Raw genomic sequence first — 18,907 nt, 5'->3', positions numbered from 1 at the left:
TTGACTGCGCTGGCTGCCAAGCATTTTCTGACCCTTACATGACATCTATTTCTCCTAGCAGCACCATGTCTGATGCATCTGAAGTGAACCCGGCCTCTGCCAAGAATACTGAGCAACATCCGCTGGATGCATTGACGGGTGGTGCTTTCTCCGCCGAGACGTCGGGTGATCGCGCCGCGCGCATTCGCGACTGGTTGGCGACTCAGCCCACGGTCGAGCAACTCCAGGACGTTCACAAGGAACTGAGCAAGGGCGACAAGAGTGCTGCCCGTGCCGTGCGCGAGCGCCTTGATGAAATCCGTCGCACCGCGAATCAGGAAAAAATTTCCGTGGAATGGGCCGAGAAGGCTCAGGCACTGCTGGCTGCAGAGCCCTTCGATGCCGCGGCTGCAACTGCCTGGCAGCGTGATGCCGCAAAGGCCGGTGCCGCGCTGTCGCGCGAGCCTCTGTCGCAGTTCAAGGCCCGATTGGGCGAGCGCGTGAAGGCTGTGGAAGACCTGCAGCATCGCACCCAGGTGCAGCGCGAAGTAGCGCTGCTGCTGGCGCAGCGCATCGAAGTGCTGTCCACCAAGTCCTGGAAGGATGCCAAGGCGGTGCTGGAAGCCCTGGGAGTCGATGTCGCGCGCTGGCAGGAACAGGCCAAGGAGCTGACCGGCGACGCCAGCTGGAGCAGCGTGGACGGCCGTTTCCCGCCTCAGCTGGAAGCAGCCTCTGCACAACTGGCGCTGGTTTGGGATGCTTTCCAGTCTGCACTGGCACAGACCGAGGCCGCTGCCGCCGACGAGGCAGCGCCGTTGCCCACGGTCCCCGTCTGGGCCGACGAAATCCGCGTGGCTCGTGGTCTGCCTCCCGAAGCCGCTGCTGTGGAAGTGGCCAAGCCCGTAGCACCGCGCGCAGCCGCCGCCGGCCGTGGCAAGCCCACGCCCGAGCAGGTGGAAGCAGCCAAGGCGGGCCTGGGTCAGGCTCTGCAGGCGCTGAAGGCAGAAACTGCGGCTGGCAACAGCCAGGCCGGCTCCGAAGCCGTCCAGGCCATGCGCGCAGCCATCAAGGCCCATGGCCGCTTTGTGGACGAAGCGCTGGTGGGTGAAGTGCATGAGGCCCTGCTGGCCGCCGGTGAAGCCGAGGGTTGGCAGCGCCATCTGGCGGAGAAACTGCGCGAAGACCTGGTGGCCAAGGCCGAAGCCTTGCTCAACCGTCCTGAAGGTCAGGCACTGGGTGGCCGCAAGATTCAGGAAACTCTGCGCAGCCTGCGCGAACAGTGGAAGCAGGCCGACCAGGGTGCCGTGGCCAATCATGCGCTGTGGAAGAAGTTTGACGAGGCCTGCAACGCAGCCTACAAGGTAGTCGAGTCTTGGCACGACAAGATTCGTCAGGACAGCACACAGGCCAAGGCTCAGCGTCTGGCGCTGATCGAGGAAATCAAGGCCTGGGCTGCAACCAATGCGGCCAGCCAGGACTGGAAGAACATGCTGCGCGCTCTGCGCCAGTTTGGTGAGCGCTGGCGTGAAAGCGGCCATATCGGCGAAAAGCTGTTTGCCGAACTGCAGCCCCTGTTCAAGCAGGCCATGGCTGCAGCCGAAGCGCCCCTGCAGGCTGCACAAAAGGCAAGCCTGGAGCGTCGCCATGCCATGATCGACGAAGCTACGGCCCTGGGGGCAGCCCCCAGCCTGCGCATCGACGCCGTGAAGGCGCTGCAGCAGCGCTGGCAGGCCGAAGCCCAGGTGGTGCCACTGGATCGCAAGCACGAGCAAAAGCTCTGGGATGCATTCCGCAAGCCGCTGGACGATGCCTTCAATCGCAAGAGCGTGGAGCGTGGTGGTCGCAGCCAGGTGGCGGTTGAGTTGTCCGAGCATGATCGTCGGGTGCTGGATGCGTCCAAGGCGGTCGAGGCGGCCAATGCCAGCGGCGATGCGCAAAAGATCCACGCAGCGCTGGCCGAGCTCGAAGCAGCCATCAAGGCTCAGCCCGCCAAGTCTGATGAAAACCAGCCCCAGGGCCAGGCAGGGCAAGCGTCTGAAGCTGTTGAGGCGGAAGCGAGCGAAGCCGCTGCAGTGGCCAAGCCGGCACGCCCCGTGGTGGCCGTGCGTGGCGATGACCGCCCTGGCATGAGGAAGGAAGCGGCTGCTGCTGCAGGTGGTCGTCCTGGTGATCGCAAGGATGGCGGCCGTGGCCGCGATGCAGCCCGTGGCGAGCGCGGTGGCCGTGATGGTCGCGACAGCCGTGATGCCGGCCGTGGCCGTCGCGAGTTCACGCGCGAGGAGCGCGGACCACGCCTGGCCGATCCAGCCTTCCGTGCCCAGCGTGATGCCGTGGAGCATGCCCAGGAGGCCCTGCGCAAGCTGGCGGCCCAGGCGCACGGCGAAGCGCTGACTCAGCTGCTCGGGGCCTGGCAGGCTCGTGATGCTGCGCAGCTGCCATCGGCTCAGCAGCTGGGTAGCAAGGTGACGGCGCCTGTGCGCTCTTCCTGGTCCGGTGCTGTGGCTGCTGCGCCCAAGGGCAATGCCGCAGAGGCCTTGCTGCGCCTGGAAATGGCTGCCGATGTGCATACTCCGGCCGATCAGCTGGCGGCACGCCGTGCGATGCAGCTGCAGATGCTGACCCGCCGCAACGATCCTTCGCCCCAGCAGACCTGGGGTCAGGACGTGGCCACTGTGCTGGGCAGTGCCAGCGATGAGGCATCTGCCCGTCGCCTGCAGACCGCGCTCAAGCAATTGCTGCGCAAGTAAGCGACGTATCGCCTCGATGGGAGGCGGTTGCTAAAAAAAAGGGAGCCCTTGGGCTCCCTTTTTTCGTATGTATGACCCGTCCTGAATTGGGCTGGCACCTTTCTGTGGGGCAGAAAGGAAAGTCAATCCAGATCGGGCGCGATGCACTGCTCGGCTAAAACCGTGGCCAGTGGCTGTGAGCGGCTGTGGGTCGCAGACATTACGTATCTGCCCATTAAGGAGAAGGCGAGAAGGCTACCTGCCTGAGCTTGGTGGTCGAGCAGGTCAGCCAGGTGTTGAAGATCGCGTTGCGCCAGCGGCAAACAGATCAGCCGCTCCTGCACCCCTCTGATCGAGGGGGGGGCAGTGCTGCTCGGCTCGATACCAGTGCATTCGTGCGCATCACCTGTTCCATGACCGATGGCTATGACTGCTGCCAAAACGCTCTGGCTGAGCGGGTCACTGGCATCCTCAGGATGGAATCCTTGCTGCAACGACCTGCAGATCTCTCGCAGGCACGTACCATGGTGGGCGAATCGGTCTGGCTGTACAAAGAGTGCCGGTGGCAGCAGTCCCTGAAATGCAAAACGCCTGATGCAGTACATCGGGCGTTTCCGGTCAGTCGGCTGGGGCTGGAGATTAGTCCCGGATAGGTGTCAATCTATGGCAGGGCGGATCAACTGCGTACTGACGGAAGGGGGCTTCGTCAACGAAAAAGCCGCTGCATTTGCATGCAACGGCTTGTCGTGTTTGGTGCCCAGGAGAGGACTCGAACCTCCACGGAGTTACCCGCTAGTACCTGAAACTAGTGCGTCTACCAATTCCGCCACCTGGGCTTTCAGAGTGACTCGAATTATATAGCGTTCAAAGTGGCTGCTAGGTGAGTTGAGGCACTTTTTTGCAAGTTGTCGGCAGAGTGTTCTAGGGCTTGAGCTGTTTTCCTTGACTCTCAGGATTGAGAGTGCGGCAGACGAGGGAGCCAGCTTGCGCCAGTGTCTGGCTCCTGGTGTAGGTGGCTCAAAGGTGTTGTGCGGAAACGAAAAAGCCGCTGCATTTGCATGCAACGGCTTGTCGTGTTTGGTGCCCAGGAGAGGACTCGAACCTCCACGGAGTTACCCGCTAGTACCTGAAACTAGTGCGTCTACCAATTCCGCCACCTGGGCATTTCAGAGTGAGTGAATTATATAGCAGCTTAAGTACTGCTCATGTCGGTTTGCACGTATTTTCGGAAAACTTCTCGCGACTGCTGAGGTGGCGGTAAAAACGAAAAAGCCGCTGCATTTGCATGCAACGGCTTGTCGTGTTTGGTGCCCAGGAGAGGACTCGAACCTCCACGGAGTTACCCGCTAGTACCTGAAACTAGTGCGTCTACCAATTCCGCCACCTGGGCATTTCAGAGTGGATCAATTATATAGCGGCTGGAGAGCTGCCCATGCCGGTTTGCGCGGATTTTTCGGAAAACTTCTCGCGACTGCCGAGGTGGCGGCAAAAATGAAAAAGCCGCTGCATTTGCATGCAACGGCTTGTCGTGTTTGGTGCCCAGGAGAGGACTCGAACCTCCACGGAGTTACCCGCTAGTACCTGAAACTAGTGCGTCTACCAATTCCGCCACCTGGGCATTTCAGAGTGAGCGAATTATATAGCGGCTTGAGTACTGCTCATGCCGGTTTATGTGGATTTTTCATGAAATTTTGCACGGCAGTTGAGGTGCGGCAAAAACGAAAAAGCCGCTGCATTTGCATGCAACGGCTTGTCGTGTTTGGTGCCCAGGAGAGGACTCGAACCTCCACGGAGTTACCCGCTAGTACCTGAAACTAGTGCGTCTACCAATTCCGCCACCTGGGCTTTCAGGGAAGCTTCGTATTGTAATGCATTTTTCTGCATTCAATCCGAATCTTCAAATTTTCTAAGATGCCGTCTGGCTTGCAAACATTCCCTTGAGGAATGTTTCCCAAGTTTGTTTCAACCCTTGCAGGTTGTCGTTAAACTTGGTGCCCAGGAGAGGACTCGAACCTCCACGGAGTTACCCGCTAGTACCTGAAACTAGTGCGTCTACCAATTCCGCCACCTGGGCATCTCAGGAAAGACATAGATTGTATATCAAGAAAATGAACCCTCGCGCAAAAGTTGCCGATATGAACGAAGAAATTTTGGGCACTGTGCAGGGCCACCGCGACGGACACGGCTTTGTCGTCCGTGACGACGGTGAGCGTGACATCTACCTTCCCCCCAATGAAATGCGAGCGGTGCTGCACAAGGACAAGGTCCAGGTGCGTATCGCCCGTCATGACCATCGCGGTCGCCCCGAAGGCCGTGTGGTGGAAATCGTGGAACGTCCAGACCAGCCCATCATTGGCCGTTTTCTGCAAGAAAGCGGTGTGTGGCTTGTGGCCCCTGAAGACAAGCGCTACGGCCAGGATGTTCTGATTCCTTCCAACGCCACAGGCGCGGCCAAGCCGGGGCAGGTGGTGGTGGTCGAATTGACCGAGGCGCCGGCGCTGTTCGGTCAGCCTGTGGGTCGCATCATCGAAGTGCTGGGTGAGGTGGATGACCCAGGCATGGAAATCGAGATTGCGGTGCGCAAGTATGGCGTGCCGCATATCTTCTCCGACGCCTGTCTCGAGCAGGCCAAGGCGCTGCCCGAAAAAGTCCGACCCGCAGACTACAGGCACCGCATTGATCTGACCGATATTCCTCTGGTTACCATTGACGGTGAAGATGCGCGCGACTTTGACGATGCCGTGTATTGCGAGCCCGCCAAGGTGGGGCGCAGCAAGGGCTGGCGCCTGCTTGTTGCGATTGCCGACGTGAGTCACTATGTGACCACCGGCAGTGCCATTGATGTGGATGCTTACGACCGCGCCACCAGCGTGTACTTCCCGCGCCGAGTGATTCCCATGCTGCCGGAAAAGCTCAGCAACGGGCTGTGCTCCTTGAACCCTGACGTCGATCGGCTGTGCATGGTCTGCGACATGCTGATCACGGCGCAAGGTGAGATTCACGCCTATCAGTTCTACCCGGCAGTAATGCACAGCCATGCGCGCTTCACCTATACCGAGGTGGCGGCAATCCTGGCCAATACGCGTGGACCAGAAGCGGCCAAGCGCAAGGAGCGCGTGCAGGATTTGTTGAATCTGTATGGTGTCTTCCAGTCCCTGCTCAAGGCTCGCGAGGCGCGCGGTGCCGTGGACTTTGAGACGACAGAGACGCAGATCGTCTGCGACGACAACGGTCGCATCGAAAAAATCGTGCCACGCACCCGCAACGACGCGCACAAGCTGATTGAAGAGGCCATGCTGGCGGCGAATGTCTGCAGCGCAGATTTCATCGACCAAAGCGGGCAACTTGGTCTGTTCCGTGTGCACGACAAGCCTTCGCTGGAAAAGCAGGAAATTCTGCGCAACTACCTCAAGGCCATGGGTGTGAGCATGAGCATCAGCGAGAACCCTTCGACCAAGGAGTTCCAGCAGATTGCCAATGCCACCAAGGACAGGCCGGACTCGCAGCAGATTCACACCATGCTGCTGCGCTCCATGATGCAGGCCTTCTATACGCCGGAAGGTTCGGGGCACTTTGGCCTGGCCTTTGAGGCCTATACCCACTTCACCAGCCCGATTCGTCGTTATCCAGACTTGCTGGTGCACCGCGTGATCAAGGCTGAGCTGAACGGCACACACTACAAGCTGCCCAGCCTGCCCACGCCGGGTGAAGCTGAAGCAAAGATGGCCAAGCGCCTCTCTTCGCGTGTGGTCGAGCCGGGGCAAAAGCCGCGCAAGCGCTCGGCGGCCAAGGAATTCCAGGCCTGGGAGGCTGCTGGCCTGCACTGCAGTGCCAACGAGCGCCGCGCCGACGAGGCCAGCCGCGATGTGGAGGCCTGGCTCAAATGCAAATACATGCGCGAACATCTGGGCGAGGAGTTCGCGGGCACGGTTTCCTCGGTCACGACCTTCGGAGTCTTTGTGACGCTGGATGCCATGTATGTGGAAGGGCTGGTGCATATCACCGAGCTGGGCGGCGACTACTTCCGCTTCGACGAAGCCCGGCAGGAGTTGCGTGGCGAGCGCTCGGGTGTTCGCTATGGCATCGGCGCACGAGTGCGGGTGCAGGTCAGTCGAGTGGATCTGGACGGACGTCGCATCGACTTCCGCCTGGTTCGCGATGGCGAGGATGGCCTGGTGCAGACGCCCCGCAGCGGCCGCGGTCAGGCAAAGGATGAGGGGCGTGGTCGTCGCGAGTCACGTGACGAACGCAGTGCGGGAGGCTATGCCGACAAGTGGAGTCGTCGCGATGCCAAGGCTAATCGTGCGCAGCGCAATGCGGCTGCGGGGGCTGCTTCTGCACCTGAGCCCGATCGCGCCAAGCAGGGGCGAAAGGCCGCCAAGAAAGCCATGCTGAAAAGCGTGAATCTGGCAGCACTGGAGGCAGAGTACGCACAAGAGCACGCCACGCCTAAGCCTGAACCTGTGATGGAGCCCGTCACTGCGGTGCAGCAAGCCAAGCCTCGCAAGGCGGCAGGCAGGAAAAAGATTGCAGCCCTGCTTGCGCCTGATGCTCCGGCCATCTCTGTTGCCCAGGCTGCAGTCAAGCCTGAATCAAAATCGGTCGCAAAGCCCGCAACCAAGGTCTCAGCGAAGTCTGTGGCGAAGTCGGCTCCCAAAGCCGTAAAGGCTGCTGCCAAGCCTGCGGCAGGCACCAAGGCTGCACCGGAAAGCAAAACCAGCAAGCGCAAGACCGAGCGCTGATTGCTCTCCTATCAAGAGCTGAAAGGCCTTGCCAGATAATGGCAAGGCCTTTGTTTTTGGCGGTTTACTGATTGCCTAGACGCAGAGCCAGTGCACTGGCGCTGAATGGGCGATCTGCCGGCCAGCCATCTGCAATGTGGCCGTGGCGGAAGGCTGCCTGAATCGCTGCCATATCGGCACTTTGACCCTGTGCCCATAGCGCCGCTATCAATCCGGCCAGCACATCGCCCGTGCCGCCCGTGGCCAGCCGGGCATTGCCGCTGGCATTGATCCAGATTTGCTGCTGTGGATTGGCAACAACCGTGCCCGAGCCCTTGAGCAGCACCGTGCACTGAAATTTGCTGGCAAGCTGCAGGCAGGCTTGAAGGCGGTTGGCTTGTACTTGAGCGGTGCTGGTTTGCAGCAGGCGCGCGGCCTCCAGCGGGTGGGGGGTCAAGACCGTGGTTTGCTGGCGTGCGGCGCGCTGGCTCAACTGCTGTGCCAATGCCTGGCTGGCCGCAACGGCGTTGAGTGCGTCGGCATCCAGCACCAGTTGCGGTGCTTGTGCCAGTATGTGGGGCAACCATGCCTGCACGGCTTCGCCGCCACCGCAGCCGCAGACCGCGGTGGCCTGACTCCAGTCCTGCGCGGCGGGTTGGCGCGACATGATTTCCGGCCAGGGCGCAATGCCTTGTGGTGATTGCTCGTCCAGCAAGGCCAGCATGACGCGACCGGCTCCTGCGTGCAGTGCCGCCAGTGCCGCCAGCCAGGCGGCGCCCGTCATCGACAGGCCGCGCATGCCCAGGCCTTCGCCGCCGAGCACGGCCACATCGCCAAAGCTGCCTTTGTGACTGGCGTGCGGGCGTGCTCTTGAGGAGTCAAGGCCAGGGCTGCTCAGATGTGCCGTGGGCTGTGCTGCCGCGGCTAGGGTGGGTGAGTGCGATACGTCGGGAACGCTGGCAATGCCGCAGCCCAGGTCGTCCCACCAGATTTGTCCGCAGGCATCGCGGCCCTGGCCGGTGAACAGGCCGGGCTGCAGGGTCAGCAAGGCAAGCGTATGGCGCCGTTGGCCGGCGGCGATATGGCCGGGTACGAATCCCCTCGGATATTGACCGGTATCGGCATCGAGGCCTGAAGCAACGTCTACACAGAGCACGTTGCAGATGCAATGCTGAACCTGGGCCAGTAGCTGCGGCAGACGCTGATCGGCAGCCGAGGTCTTGCCAGAAGTGCGCAGGCTCAGTCCTATGCCCAGCAACGCGTCGACGCACAGGTCTTGTGGCTCCAGATCGATGGGGGCGTCATTGAGCCATTGCACGCCAGCCTGCAAGGCTTTGTTCCGGGAAATCTGTGCATCGGGCGGAAGTTCGGCAGGCGCGCGCACTTCGCTGACCATGATTCGCGCATGGGGCAGCATAGCCCTGAGCTGCGCCGCCGCCTCAAAGCCGTCGCCGCCGTTGTTGCCAGGGCCGCAGGCAATCCAGATGCGTTGTGCGTGCGGGGCTATTGCCATTGCCAGCCTGGCGATGGCAAGGCCTGCGCGCTCCATCAGCCTGTGAGGCGGCAGTCGGTCGGCGCAAGCCTTCTCGATCTGACGTGTGGCGGCGGTGCTGAACAGCGGCCAGCCTTGACCAGCGGAAATGGAGGTGGGCGGGGTGTCGGAGGGGGAAATGCGCAGCATGGCCCGAGGATAGCCTCCGGCTGCGCATTTGTGGATTTTGATGATTTTTGCCTTGTGGTCCAATAACCATGAGCGGTTATAGCTACAGAAATTGAAGTCAGTCGCGATTGAGCACGGCTTTAATGCCCGCGCTGATATTCAAGATGGCATCGTCGTGCAGGGCGGCATGCCAGATCATCAGGCCCATGGGGAGTTCGTTCGGGTTGTGGCACGGTAGTGACAGGGTGCAGCCGTCCAACAATTGACCACGCTGGTATTGCGCAGCAGCAGGCCGTTGACGCGGAAAAATTTCTCGTCACGCTTGGCGTCGGCTGCGGCGTCGATCCCGTTGGCCGGGGCGACGGATGCAATCGTGGGTGCCGTGATCGGTGTGGTGGGCGAGAGCAGGGCGTCGTGGCCGGCAATGGCACTTTCCATCCTGGCAATCCAGTGCTTGCGCGCTGTCGGCAGATCCAGCGAGTGCATCCGGCTGAAGCCGAGCCGCTTCCTGGATGAGCAGCCCGCCGCCGAACTGCAGCGCGATGGCGTCGGTTCGATGGCGGACGCGGAGCGCAAGAAGGAACGCGCCAACGCGGGGCTGGCGGCGATACAGGCGTTGTGTGACAGCTGGACGCTATCGCCCCCTTTCCTGACGAAAGGGATGAGTCGCCCCCGGTGATCGAGAAGCGACCATTGTCGGTGCGAGGAGCAAGTCAACCATCGCTTTCGTTCCTCCCTTTTTTGGAAGAAGGAGAGGGGGTTCGCGCTTTTATGTGGCCCGCTTTTTCTGCTCACTTTCCACGGTGGATGCAGGAAGATCGGGCGCCAGACGATTCACCAGGTCACGCATGGCATCCGCAAGATCAGTGAGGCCCGGCTCTTCGATCGGGAAATGTCCGCACTCGCGAAGCAGGACAAGCCGCGTCGGCGCCGCCGTCCGGCGAAGCACGCGGGTACTCAACGCCACAGGGGTCCACTCATCCCGATCAGGGTGAACGAGCAGCACCGGAACGGTCATGGACTCCGGAGAAGCATGTCGGTAACGCAGGTAGGAAGCGAGAAATCCCAGGGGCACCGAAGCTCCGCCTCCGAGCGGATCAGCGGCGCACATCCGCGAAAGTTCGGGATTGCGACTCATCTTCGAGAGATTGGCCACCCAGCGCATCGGAATCATCGTCGTCGCAAGCGGGCCACGGGCAAGCACGGACAAGGGCCCTGCAAGCATGCCGAGCGGCCCGAAGCGAGTCATCCGTGCACGGGCGCGCCAGTCGCAGGGATCGAGGAGACATGTTGCGGCCACCGCCGCGACCGAGGGAGATGTCGCGGCGACCTCGTAGGCCAGCATGCCGCCGATGCTCGCTCCAAACAGGATGAGAGGGCGATCATCCTGCTCGGCCGCAACGAAATCGCTCAGCAGTCGCACCCAGTCACCGTAGCGCACCGTCCCGGGTCGAGGTGAAGCGGTTCGCCCGTACAGTGGAAGGTCAACGGCGGTGACATCGACGCCCTGCTCGGTGAGAAGCGCGGCCAACGGCCAGAGGGCCCCGCTGTGTCCTCCAGCCCCATGAACGACGATCACGCGAACGGCTGCTTGCGGACGAGAGGCCTTCATCACGTGAACGCGATGGTCGTGCCATGACCACTCGCTCTCGTGCGTTTCTATATGTGACGCGCCTCGCCTGTCGGCGGGTAAAAACGCGAGGTAGGGATTGGAGCTCACGGTTTCAACCTATCTTTGCAGTCAATCAGGCGATAGTCGGCTGCGTTCATGCTCGCGCCGCGCTCTATGCGCGAGCGTACCCGGGGATCGCAGAGTGCGGCTTTGGCGGGATCCTGCAGATGGCGTCGGTGCCTGGCATGGCTTTCGGCGGGCGAGAAGCCACCGATGATGGCCGCGCCTGCAGCATCAGGGAGCTGGCGGCACTGCGCGCACCTTGCGAGCTCCTTGAGCGAGATGGCCAAGGGCGTAGTGGATGGCATTTCTGCAGCAGCCCAGCGTGCCTCGTCAAAAAAGTCTGGCTGAAAACGTTGGCGCACAAGGGGCTTTGCGCGGCAGCAATGCTCATTTGCATGAGGCTTGCGGCGCTTTGGCGGCCTTCGCGAATCTCAAGAGCGACGTGACTGAGGCCGAGTTGCATGGCAGTGTGCTAAAATTTTGCGGCTTTGCTAAGGGTTAGTCCGTGAGGATTGACTTGAAAAGCTCTGAAAGTGGTTGATGCGATGGCGTTTTGTGTGTTGCAACAATTGCTTTTAAGTCGGCAAGGCAAATAGCAAACCGGCCTATCCAAGGTGTTGCAAACGCTTTTTCAAGGCGGCTGCAATCGTTGGGCCGGATTTTAGACCCAACCTTTGAGGTAATTAACATGGCAGTAACAATGCGCGAGATGCTGGAAGCCGGCGTCCACTTCGGTCACCAAACTCGTTTCTGGAATCCCAAGATGGCTCCGTTCATCTTCGGTGCCCGCAACAAGATCCACATCATCAACCTGGAAAAGTCCCTGCCGATGTTCCAGGAAGCCCAGAAGTTCGCCAAGCAGCTGACTGCTAACGGCGGCACCATCCTGATGGTGGGTACAAAGCGTCAAGCCCGTGAGCTGGTGGCTGAAGAAGCCAAGCGCGCTGGCGTGCCCTTCGTTGACCAGCGCTGGCTGGGCGGCATGCTGACCAACTTCAAGACCGTCAAGACCTCCATCAAGCGTCTGAAGGACATGAAGGCTCAGCAAGAAGCCGGTCTGGAATCCATGTCCAAGAAGGAACAGCTGATGTTCGTTCGCGAACTGGAAAAGCTGGAAAAGGACATCGGCGGCATTCAGGACATGAACGGTCTGCCCGACGCCATTTTCGTGATCGACGTGGGCTTCCACAAGATCGCTATCGCTGAAGCCAAGAAGCTGGGCATTCCTCTGATCGGCGTGGTTGACACCAACCACAACCCCGATGGCATCGACTACGTGATCCCTGGTAACGACGACTCCGCCAAGGCTGTGCAGCTGTACGCCCAAGGCATTGCCGACGCAATCCTGGAAGGCCGTGAAGCTCGTCTGAACGACGTGGTGAAGGCTGCTGCCGGTGAGAACGGCGACGAGTTCGTGGAAGTGGAAGAATCCGCCGCCTAAGCGAAGTCCGGCTGCGCGACCGCATCGCGAGAAAAAGCGGGGCTCTAGGTAGCCCCGTTTTTTTAGCCGGAATCCTGTAACGAATCGAACTGATACTGGAGAAATACGATGGCAATTACTGCAAGCATGGTCGCTGAACTGCGCGCCAAGACCGACGCCCCCATGATGGAATGCAAGAAGGCTCTGACCGAAGCTGATGGCGATATGGCCAAGGCTGAAGAGCTGCTGCGCGTCAAGCTGGGTACCAAGGCTGGCAAGGCCGCTTCCCGTGTGACTGCTGAAGGCGTTGTGGCTGCTTTCATCGACGGCGGCAAGGGCGGCCTGATCGAAGTGAACAGCGAAACCGACTTCGTGTCCAAGAACGACAGCTTCCTGGCCATGGCCAACGCCGCTGCCAAGCTGGTCGCCGAGCACAATCCCGCTGACCTGGACGCTCTGGGCGCCCTGGCCTACGAACAAGACGGCTACGGCCCCACTCTGGAAGACGTGCGCAAGGGTCTGATCGGCAAGATCGGCGAAAACATGTCTTTCCGTCGCTTCAAGGCTTTCAGCGGCGCTGGCCTGGCTGCCTACGTGCACGGCACCCGCATTGGCGTGGTGGTCGAGTTCGACGGCGACGCTGCTGCTGCCAAGGACGTGGCAATGCACGTGGCTGCCATGAAGCCCGTGGCTCTGACTTCCGCTGACGTGCCTGCTGACCTGATCGCCAAGGAACGCGCTGTGGCCGAAGGCAAGGCCGCCGAATCCGGCAAGCCTGCCGACATCGTCTCCAAGATGGTGGAAGGCTCCGTGCAGAAGTACCTGAAGGAAGTGTCCCTGGCTGACCAGGTCTTCGTGAAGGCTGCTGACGGCAAGCAAACCGTGGCTCAGATGCTCAAGGCTGCCAACACCAATGTGAAGGCGTTCACGATGTATGTCGTGGGTGAAGGCATTGAGAAGAAGACTGACGACTTCGCCGCTGAAGTGGCTGCCCAGGTGGCAGCAGCCAAGGCTGGTGCTTAAACCTAAGCCTTAGCAACAATCGCGGCCTAGAGCCGCGATTGATTTATTCCCCTCCCGTTTTCATACTCATTCAACTTCCATCGGAGAAACACCATGTCCAACGCCATTCCAGCCCACAAGCGCATCTTGCTCAAGCTGTCGGGGGAGGCGTTAATGGGAGATGACCAGTTCGGCATCAACCGTGCAACCATCGAGCGCATGGTGGCTGAGATCGTGGAAGTGACCAAGGTGGGTGTGCAGGTTGCCGTGGTGATCGGCGGCGGCAACATCTTCCGCGGCGTGGCCGGTGGCTCGGTCGGTATGGACCGTGCGACTGCCGACTATATGGGCATGCTGGCCACGGTGATGAACGCCCTGGCTCTGGCAGATGCCATGGACAAGCAGGGTTTGACGGCTCGTGTGATGTCCGCCATCGGTATCGAGCAGGTGGTCGAGCCCTATGTGCGCCCCAAGGCGCTGCAATACCTGGAAGAGGGCAAGGTCGTGGTGTTCGCTGCCGGTACGGGCAATCCCTTCTTCACCACCGACACGGCCGCTGCGCTGCGTGGTGCTGAAATCGGCGCCGAAGTCGTGCTCAAGGCCACCAAGGTGGATGGCGTGTACACGGCTGATCCGGTCAAGGATCCTTCGGCCACGCGTTACGACAAGCTGGCTTTCGATGAGGCCATCTCGCGCAATCTGGGCATCATGGATGCCACGGCTTTCGCGCTGTGCCGCGACCAGAAGCTGCCGATTCGCGTGTTCTCCATCGTCAAGCCCGGCGCACTCAAGCGCGTGGTCATGGGTGAAGACGAAGGCACTCTGGTGTACGCTTGAGCGTTTTGCCGCCCAATGCTCGCAAAGGAACAAGAACATGACGATCGCTGAAATCAAAAAGAACACCGAAACCAAGATGGGTCAGTCCATCGAGGCTCTGAAGAACAACCTGGCTCGCGTGCGCACCGGCCGTGCGAATCCCGCGCTGCTGGATGCCATCCATGTCGAGTACTACGGCTCCATGGTGCCTCTGTCTCAGGTGGCCAATGTGTCTTTGCTGGATTCCCGCACCATCAGCGTGCAGCCCTGGGAAAAGAACATGGCTGCCAAGGTCGAAAAAGCCATTCGCGAGAGCGATCTGGGCCTGAATCCCGCTTCCATGGGCGATCTGATTCGCGTGCCCATGCCTCCCATGAGCGAAGAGCGCCGCAAGGAAATGACCAAGCTGGCGCGCAACGAAGGCGAGAACGCCAAGATTGCCGTTCGCAACCTGCGTCGCGATGCCAATGAAGGCGTGAAGAAGCTGGTCAAGGACAAGGAAGCCTCTGAAGACGATCAGAAGCGCTCCGAAGCCGAAATCCAGAAGATCACCGACAAGCATATTGCCGAGGTCGATACGCTGGTGGCGGCCAAGGAACAGGACATCATGGCGGTCTGAGTCTTTCCAAAGGACCTGCACTTTTGACATCCAAGAAAAACGGCGCGGTTCCGCGCCATATTGCCGTCATCATGGACGGCAACGGACGGTGGGCCAAGCGCCGTCTGCTTCCACGTCTTGCCGGTCACAAGCAGGGAGTGGAGTCCCTGCGCCGCTGCGCTCGCGCCTGCGTCGAGCGTGGCGTGCAGGTGCTCACTGTGTTTGCGTTTTCCTCCGAGAACTGGAACAGGCCTCAGGAAGAGGTCTCGGGGCTCATGAGCCTGCTGGCCAATGCCCTGGCCAAGGAGGTCGCTCAACTCAGCCGTGACGGCGTGCGCCTGTACTTTGTCGGCGACCGTCAGGGGCTGAGCGACAAGGTTCGGGAGGGCTTGGCAGAGGCCGAGCGCATCACCGCTCACAACACGCGCCTGGTTCTCAACGTCTGCTTCAACTACGGTGGCCGCTGGGATATTGCCCAGGCTGCACAGAGGCTGGTGGCCCAGGGGCTGGAGCTGACTCCCGAGAATCTGGACAGGGCCATGGCCTTGGCCCATGTGCCGGATCCTGATCTCATGATCCGCACCGGCGGTGAAACTCGCATCAGCAATTTCCTGCTCTGGCAGGCTGCTTATACAGAGCTTTTTTTCAGCAATGCCCTGTGGCCTGATTTCGACGAGGCGGCTCTTGACGAGGCCATTGCCGTGTTTGGCGGTCGTGAGCGCCGCTTCGGCCAGACTTCCGAACAGATTCAACCATCATCCACCGTCACCTTGACGGTCTAACCATAAGAGGTGCCATGCTCAAGCAGCGCGTCATTACCGCCTTGATTTTGCTGGCCATTTTGCTGCCGGCACTGTTTTATACGGCCAGCACCGTGCCCTTTGCCGCACTGATGCTGTTGTTCATGGCGGCTGGTGCCTGGGAGTGGGGGCGACTCAATGGTTTTGGGCAGGCAGGCTCGCTGGGCCTGGGCGCTGTCTGTACGGCGCTGTGCGCCGGCTCCTGGTGGGCCGGCTGGGTTGATCAGCCTCTGCCCACGGTGTGGCTGATTGCGGGTTCCCTCTGGGTGCTGGGGGGCGTTTTGCTGCTGCGCGCTGGCGTGACGGGCTGGCCGCATATTCCGGCAGCAGTCCGTCTGGTCGGCGGCGTGCTGGCATTGTGGCTGGCCTGGCTGGCCGTGGTGCAGGCGCGCAATATCGGCATCAACTTCCTGCTGTCGGTGCTGGTGCTGGTCTGGGTGGCTGATGTCTTCGCCTATTTTGCAGGCCGCACTTTCGGCCTGAAGTTCACCAGGAACAAGCTTGCTCCTTCCATCAGTCCCGGCAAGAGCTGGGAGGGTGTCTGGGGCGGTATGCTGGGGGTGATTGTGCTGGCTCTGGTCTGGAGCTGGGCAGATCGTCACTACGGCGCCGGTGTTCCCAGTTTCTATTCGGTGCTGCAGTCGCGCGGACTTTGGTTCCTGCTGCTGGCTGCGGTGTTTATGGCTGCGATGAGTGTAGTGGGCGACCTGGTCGAATCCCTCATCAAGCGCAGCGTCGGTGTCAAGGACAGCAGCGGCTTGCTGCCCGGCCATGGTGGTGTCCTGGATCGCATTGATGCCCTCCTGCCCACGCTGCCGTTGGCGATGATGCTCTCATCCTTTGTGCATCCATGAAGCAGAAAATCACGGTTCTGGGTTCTACCGGTTCCATCGGAACCAATACCCTGGATGTGGTGGCGCGCCACCCTGAACAATACGAAATCTTCGCGCTGAGTGCAGCCACTCAGGTGGATCTGATGCTCAGGCAATGCGCGCAGTTCAAGCCGCAGTTCGCTGTGATGGCCAGTGCGCCCCATGCTCGTCAACTGGCTGAGGCAATCAAGCAAAACGGGCTTCAAACACAGGTTCTTCAGGAGCGGGATGCTCTTGAAGTGATTGCGTCGCACCCCGATGTGGATGCCGTCATGGGGGCGATTGTCGGAGCGGCCGGTCTGGCGCCCTGTCTGGCGGCCGCCAGGGCCGGCAAGCGTCTGCTGCTGGCCAACAAGGAGGCCCTGGTGGTGGGCGGCGCGTTGTTCATGGACACCGTCAAACGCCATGGTGCCACTTTGCTGCCCATCGACAGCGAGCACTCGGCCATCTTCCAGTGCTTGCCCGAAGACAGCAGCACCTGGGCTGACCGCGTCGACTCCTTGCTGTTGACGGCATCGGGTGGTCCCTTCCGCCAGCGTGATCCGGCGACACTGTCCGAAATCACGCCCGAGCAGGCTTGCTCGCATCCCAATTTTTCCATGGGGCGCAAGATCTCGGTGGACTCGGCCACCATGATGAACAAGGCGCTGGAGGTGATCGAGGCGCGCTGGCTGTTCGATATGGCGCCCGAGAAGATCAAGGTGGTGATCCATCCGCAGCAGATCGTGCACTCCATGGTGCAGTTCAGGGATTCGTCGGTGATCGCTCAGCTGGGTACGCCCGATATGCGTGTGCCGATTGCCTGCGGTCTGGCCTGGCCCGAGCGCATCGAGAGCGGCGCACCTGTGCTGGATTTCACCAAGCTGGCGGCGCTGACCTTCGAGGAGGCGGATGCGCATCGCTTTCCAGGCCTGCATCTGTCCTGGCAGGCGCTGCGCGCGCCCGAGGGAACGACCACGGTGCTCAACGCAGCGAACGAAGTGGCTGTCGCCGCATTCCTGGAGCGTCGCCTGTCGTTTGACCGCATTCATGCCGTCAATCTGCAGACGCTGGAATCCGTGCAACCCGGTGTCGTGGGCAGTCTGGAAGAGTTGATGGCGCTCGATGAGCGAGCCCGCGAGCGTGCGGCTGACATAGCCAGGCAGTGGGCGCGCTGATCTGGCGCCGAGTTTGGTGGCTTGAGGGCTCGCGGTTGAACTTGCGGCCTGCTGCGCACTCCAAACATTGATTGGCATTAAGGAGTTTCAGGTGTTGCTGACGGTTGTGGCTTTCATCGTGGCGCTCGGCGTTCTGATTGCGGTGCATGAGTGGGGCCACTATCGCGTTGCCGTGGCCTGTGGCGTCAAGGTGCTGCGTTACTCCGTGGGCTTTGGCAAGCCGCTGCTGCGCTGGGTCGGCAAGAAGTCGGGCACCGAATATGTGATCGCGGCGCTGCCTCTGGGCGGCTATGTGCGCATGCTTGACGAACGTGAGGGCGAGGTCAGGGCCGAGGAAAAACACCTGGCCTTCAACAATCAGCCCCTGCGTTCACGTGCAGCCATTGTTGCCGCGGGACCGGCGGCCAATCTGGTGCTGGCCGTGGCGCTGCTGACGGTGGTCAACTGGTTGGGGGTCAACGAGCCAGCAGCCCGGCTTGCTGCTCCTGCGGCTGGCAGCTTGCTGCAGCAGGCCGGTATTCAAAGTGGCGACTGGGTGCAGCGTGCCTCCGTGGGAGGCCAGGAGTGGCAGCCTGTGCGTGCCCTGGGTGATTTGCGCTGGCTGGTCACGACGGCTGCCATTGAAGGTGAGACCTTGCAGCTGGAGGTGGCGACACAAGAGCATGATGGCGCGACGCGTGTCGTGCCGCTCGATCTCGCTTCTTTGCAACAAAAGGAACCCGATGCAGCTTTCTTTGACAAGGTAGGGCTGCAGGGGGCCTGGAGTCGTCCGGTCATAGAAGAGGTTGTTGCAGGTGGCCCCGCAGAAAAGGCGGGCCTGCAAAAAGGCGATGTGCTGCTCAGCATCGATGGCCAGGCAGCTCAGGATGGCGCTCAGGCACGCGCTGCGATTCGTGCCTCGGGAGCATCCGGTCGAGTCGAGCCGCAGGCCTGGGTGGTGGAGCGTGCGGGCCAGCGTCTGAATCTGCAGGTGCAGCCGGAAATAGTACCTGGCAAGGATGGTCAGGCGCCTGCGGCACGCGTGAATGCCTTCATCGGCAGCCAGCCCGAGATGGTGCTGGTGCGCCATGGCTTTCTGGATGGCTTGAGCGCCGGTGTGCACAAGACCTGGGAGCTGTCCTCCATGACGCTGCGCATGATGGGGCGCATGCTGATCGGTCAGGCCTCGCTCAAGAATATCAGCGGTCCTTTGACGATCGCAGACTATGCAGGCAAGTCCGCCAGCATGGGGCTGGTGCAATACCTGTCGTTCCTCGCGCTGATCAGCATCAGCCTGGGCGTTCTCAACCTGCTACCATTGCCCGTTCTGGATGGTGGGCACCTGATGTATTATCTTTGGGAAGGTTTGACGGGGCGCAGTGTCTCTGATGTCTGGGCTGAAAGACTGCAGCGTGCAGGTGTCGCAGTCATATTGCTGATGATGTCAGTCGCCTTTTTCAACGATATCAACCGGCTCTGGGGCTAATTTTTACCGCTACGGT

General features: G+C 60.9%; 16 protein-coding genes, 6 tRNA genes and 1 pseudogene. 13 read left to right on the top strand and 10 right to left on the bottom strand.

The features are described from left to right. Window positions 1-65: 65 nt before the first annotated feature. Both CTR2_RS18955 and CTR2_RS18950 read left to right on the top strand, forming a co-directional pair. Window positions 66-2,726, top strand: a complete 2,661-nt coding sequence (locus CTR2_RS18955; protein WP_087081898.1) for a DUF349 domain-containing protein — start codon at window positions 66-68, stop codon at window positions 2,724-2,726. Window positions 2,727-2,977: 251 nt separating this feature from the next. Then, entirely contained in the window at window positions 2,978-3,358 is a 381-nt protein-coding gene (locus tag CTR2_RS18950) for an integrase core domain-containing protein (protein ID WP_254913416.1), read from the top strand. Window positions 3,359-3,456: 98 nt separating this feature from the next. Here the strand turns inward: CTR2_RS18950 and CTR2_RS18945 are convergent. From CTR2_RS18945 to CTR2_RS18920, 6 genes are all read right to left on the bottom strand, one after another. Continuing rightward, a tRNA-Leu gene (locus CTR2_RS18945) sits at window positions 3,457-3,541 on the bottom strand. Window positions 3,542-3,783: 242 nt separating this feature from the next. Then, window positions 3,784-3,868 (bottom strand) — tRNA-Leu (locus CTR2_RS18940). A gap of 142 nt (window positions 3,869-4,010) precedes the next feature. Next, a tRNA-Leu gene (locus tag CTR2_RS18935) sits at window positions 4,011-4,095 on the bottom strand. Window positions 4,096-4,238: 143 nt separating this feature from the next. Continuing rightward, window positions 4,239-4,323, bottom strand: a tRNA-Leu gene (locus tag CTR2_RS18930). A gap of 142 nt (window positions 4,324-4,465) precedes the next feature. Continuing rightward, window positions 4,466-4,550 (bottom strand) — tRNA-Leu (locus tag CTR2_RS18925). A gap of 144 nt (window positions 4,551-4,694) precedes the next feature. After that, window positions 4,695-4,779, bottom strand: a tRNA-Leu gene (locus CTR2_RS18920). A gap of 34 nt (window positions 4,780-4,813) precedes the next feature. Between CTR2_RS18920 and rnr the strand changes: the two genes are divergently transcribed. Next, entirely contained in the window at window positions 4,814-7,447 is a 2,634-nt protein-coding gene (gene rnr, locus CTR2_RS18915) for a ribonuclease R (RefSeq protein WP_087084511.1), read from the top strand. Window positions 7,448-7,511: 64 nt separating this feature from the next. On the opposite strand, the gene CTR2_RS18910 is transcribed toward rnr, so the two are convergent. Together CTR2_RS18910 and CTR2_RS18905 are read right to left on the bottom strand one after the other, a co-directional pair. After that, window positions 7,512-9,107: an NAD(P)H-hydrate dehydratase gene (locus CTR2_RS18910; RefSeq protein WP_087084512.1), complete on the bottom strand. Its 1,596-nt coding sequence runs from the start codon at window positions 9,105-9,107 to the stop codon at window positions 7,512-7,514. Window positions 9,108-9,204: 97 nt separating this feature from the next. Then, window positions 9,205-9,563 (bottom strand): annotated as a pseudogene (locus tag CTR2_RS18905) (amidase); the annotation flags it as partial. Between CTR2_RS18905 and CTR2_RS18900 the strand changes: the two are divergent. Next, window positions 9,511-9,765, top strand: a complete 255-nt coding sequence (locus CTR2_RS18900; RefSeq protein ID WP_217896254.1) for a hypothetical protein — start codon at window positions 9,511-9,513, stop codon at window positions 9,763-9,765. The pseudogene CTR2_RS18905 and the gene CTR2_RS18900 overlap by 53 nt on opposite strands. A 90-nt stretch (window positions 9,766-9,855) precedes the next feature. Here the strand turns inward: CTR2_RS18900 and CTR2_RS18895 are convergent, their stop codons facing one another. Continuing rightward, the gene (locus CTR2_RS18895) at window positions 9,856-10,806 is read right to left on the bottom strand and encodes an alpha/beta hydrolase (RefSeq protein ID WP_087081902.1); all 951 of its coding nucleotides are present in this window, start codon (window positions 10,804-10,806) and stop codon (window positions 9,856-9,858) included. Further along, window positions 10,803-11,066 carry a hypothetical protein gene (locus tag CTR2_RS18890; protein WP_254913251.1) on the bottom strand — a complete coding sequence of 88 codons (264 nt, stop codon included), beginning with the start codon at window positions 11,064-11,066 and terminating at the stop codon, window positions 10,803-10,805. Before CTR2_RS18890 ends, CTR2_RS18895 begins: the two co-directional genes overlap by 4 nt. Here CTR2_RS18890 and CTR2_RS18885 point away from each other — a divergent pair. The 9 genes from CTR2_RS18885 to rseP all read left to right on the top strand — a co-directional run bounded on the left by CTR2_RS18885 (window position 11,060) and on the right by rseP (window position 18,891). Next, window positions 11,060-11,263, top strand: coding sequence for a hypothetical protein (locus CTR2_RS18885; protein ID WP_254913252.1), 204 nt, complete (start codon window positions 11,060-11,062; stop codon window positions 11,261-11,263). The genes CTR2_RS18890 and CTR2_RS18885 overlap by 7 nt on opposite strands. Before the next feature lie 186 nt (window positions 11,264-11,449). Continuing rightward, the gene (gene rpsB, locus CTR2_RS18880) at window positions 11,450-12,202 is read left to right on the top strand and encodes a 30S ribosomal protein S2 (protein ID WP_003067383.1); all 753 of its coding nucleotides are present in this window, start codon (window positions 11,450-11,452) and stop codon (window positions 12,200-12,202) included. Between the two features lie 108 nt (window positions 12,203-12,310). Continuing rightward, the gene (gene tsf / locus CTR2_RS18875) at window positions 12,311-13,204 is read left to right on the top strand and encodes a translation elongation factor Ts (protein ID WP_003067381.1); all 894 of its coding nucleotides are present in this window, start codon (window positions 12,311-12,313) and stop codon (window positions 13,202-13,204) included. Window positions 13,205-13,297: 93 nt separating this feature from the next. Continuing rightward, window positions 13,298-14,020: a UMP kinase gene (pyrH, locus tag CTR2_RS18870; RefSeq protein WP_003053409.1), complete on the top strand. Its 723-nt coding sequence runs from the start codon at window positions 13,298-13,300 to the stop codon at window positions 14,018-14,020. 37 nt (window positions 14,021-14,057) lie between these two features. Beyond that, entirely contained in the window at window positions 14,058-14,618 is a 561-nt protein-coding gene (gene frr / locus CTR2_RS18865) for a ribosome recycling factor (RefSeq protein ID WP_003067379.1), read from the top strand. Between the two features lie 23 nt (window positions 14,619-14,641). Continuing rightward, complete coding sequence (uppS, locus tag CTR2_RS18860; protein ID WP_087081904.1) at window positions 14,642-15,379, top strand: polyprenyl diphosphate synthase; 738 nt, start codon at window positions 14,642-14,644, stop codon at window positions 15,377-15,379. A 14-nt stretch (window positions 15,380-15,393) separates the two neighbouring features. Next, window positions 15,394-16,251 (top strand): phosphatidate cytidylyltransferase, encoded by an 858-nt coding sequence (locus CTR2_RS18855; RefSeq protein ID WP_087081906.1) that lies wholly within the window; start codon window positions 15,394-15,396, stop codon window positions 16,249-16,251. Further along, a complete protein-coding gene (ispC, locus tag CTR2_RS18850) occupies window positions 16,248-17,426 on the top strand; it encodes a 1-deoxy-D-xylulose-5-phosphate reductoisomerase (RefSeq protein ID WP_087081908.1) in 1,179 nt (392 codons plus the stop codon). Before CTR2_RS18855 ends, ispC begins: the two co-directional genes overlap by 4 nt. A gap of 91 nt (window positions 17,427-17,517) precedes the next feature. Continuing rightward, complete coding sequence (gene rseP / locus CTR2_RS18845) at window positions 17,518-18,891, top strand: RIP metalloprotease RseP (RefSeq protein WP_087084513.1); 1,374 nt, start codon at window positions 17,518-17,520, stop codon at window positions 18,889-18,891. Window positions 18,892-18,907: the final 16 nt, after the last annotated feature.

This window comes from Comamonas thiooxydans (genome assembly GCF_002157685.2).
GTDB lineage: Bacteria > Pseudomonadota > Gammaproteobacteria > Burkholderiales > Burkholderiaceae_C > Comamonas > Comamonas testosteroni_H.
The sequence above is the reverse complement of the archived record's forward strand: the minus strand, read 5'-3'. Positions and strand labels throughout refer to the sequence as shown.

What these genes read in the sequence shown, in the direction of transcription:
- CTR2_RS18955 (WP_087081898.1), top strand. Translation starts at nt 66, where the DNA reads ATGTCTGATGCATCTGAAGTGAACCCGGCCTCTGCCAAGAATACTGAG.
- rnr (WP_087084511.1), top strand. Translation starts at nt 4,814, where the DNA reads ATGAACCCTCGCGCAAAAGTTGCCGATATGAACGAAGAAATTTTGGGC.
- CTR2_RS18910 (WP_087084512.1), bottom strand. Translation starts at nt 9,107, where the DNA reads ATGCTGCGCATTTCCCCCTCCGACACCCCGCCCACCTCCATTTCCGCT.
- CTR2_RS18900 (WP_217896254.1), top strand. Translation starts at nt 9,511, where the DNA reads ATGGCACTTTCCATCCTGGCAATCCAGTGCTTGCGCGCTGTCGGCAGA.
- CTR2_RS18885 (WP_254913252.1), top strand. Translation starts at nt 11,060, where the DNA reads ATGGCATTTCTGCAGCAGCCCAGCGTGCCTCGTCAAAAAAGTCTGGCT.
- CTR2_RS18890 (WP_254913251.1), bottom strand. Translation starts at nt 11,066, where the DNA reads ATGCCATCCACTACGCCCTTGGCCATCTCGCTCAAGGAGCTCGCAAGG.
- rpsB (WP_003067383.1), top strand. Translation starts at nt 11,450, where the DNA reads ATGGCAGTAACAATGCGCGAGATGCTGGAAGCCGGCGTCCACTTCGGT.
- tsf (WP_003067381.1), top strand. Translation starts at nt 12,311, where the DNA reads ATGGCAATTACTGCAAGCATGGTCGCTGAACTGCGCGCCAAGACCGAC.
- pyrH (WP_003053409.1), top strand. Translation starts at nt 13,298, where the DNA reads ATGTCCAACGCCATTCCAGCCCACAAGCGCATCTTGCTCAAGCTGTCG.
- frr (WP_003067379.1), top strand. Translation starts at nt 14,058, where the DNA reads ATGACGATCGCTGAAATCAAAAAGAACACCGAAACCAAGATGGGTCAG.
- CTR2_RS18855 (WP_087081906.1), top strand. Translation starts at nt 15,394, where the DNA reads ATGCTCAAGCAGCGCGTCATTACCGCCTTGATTTTGCTGGCCATTTTG.
- ispC (WP_087081908.1), top strand. Translation starts at nt 16,248, where the DNA reads ATGAAGCAGAAAATCACGGTTCTGGGTTCTACCGGTTCCATCGGAACC.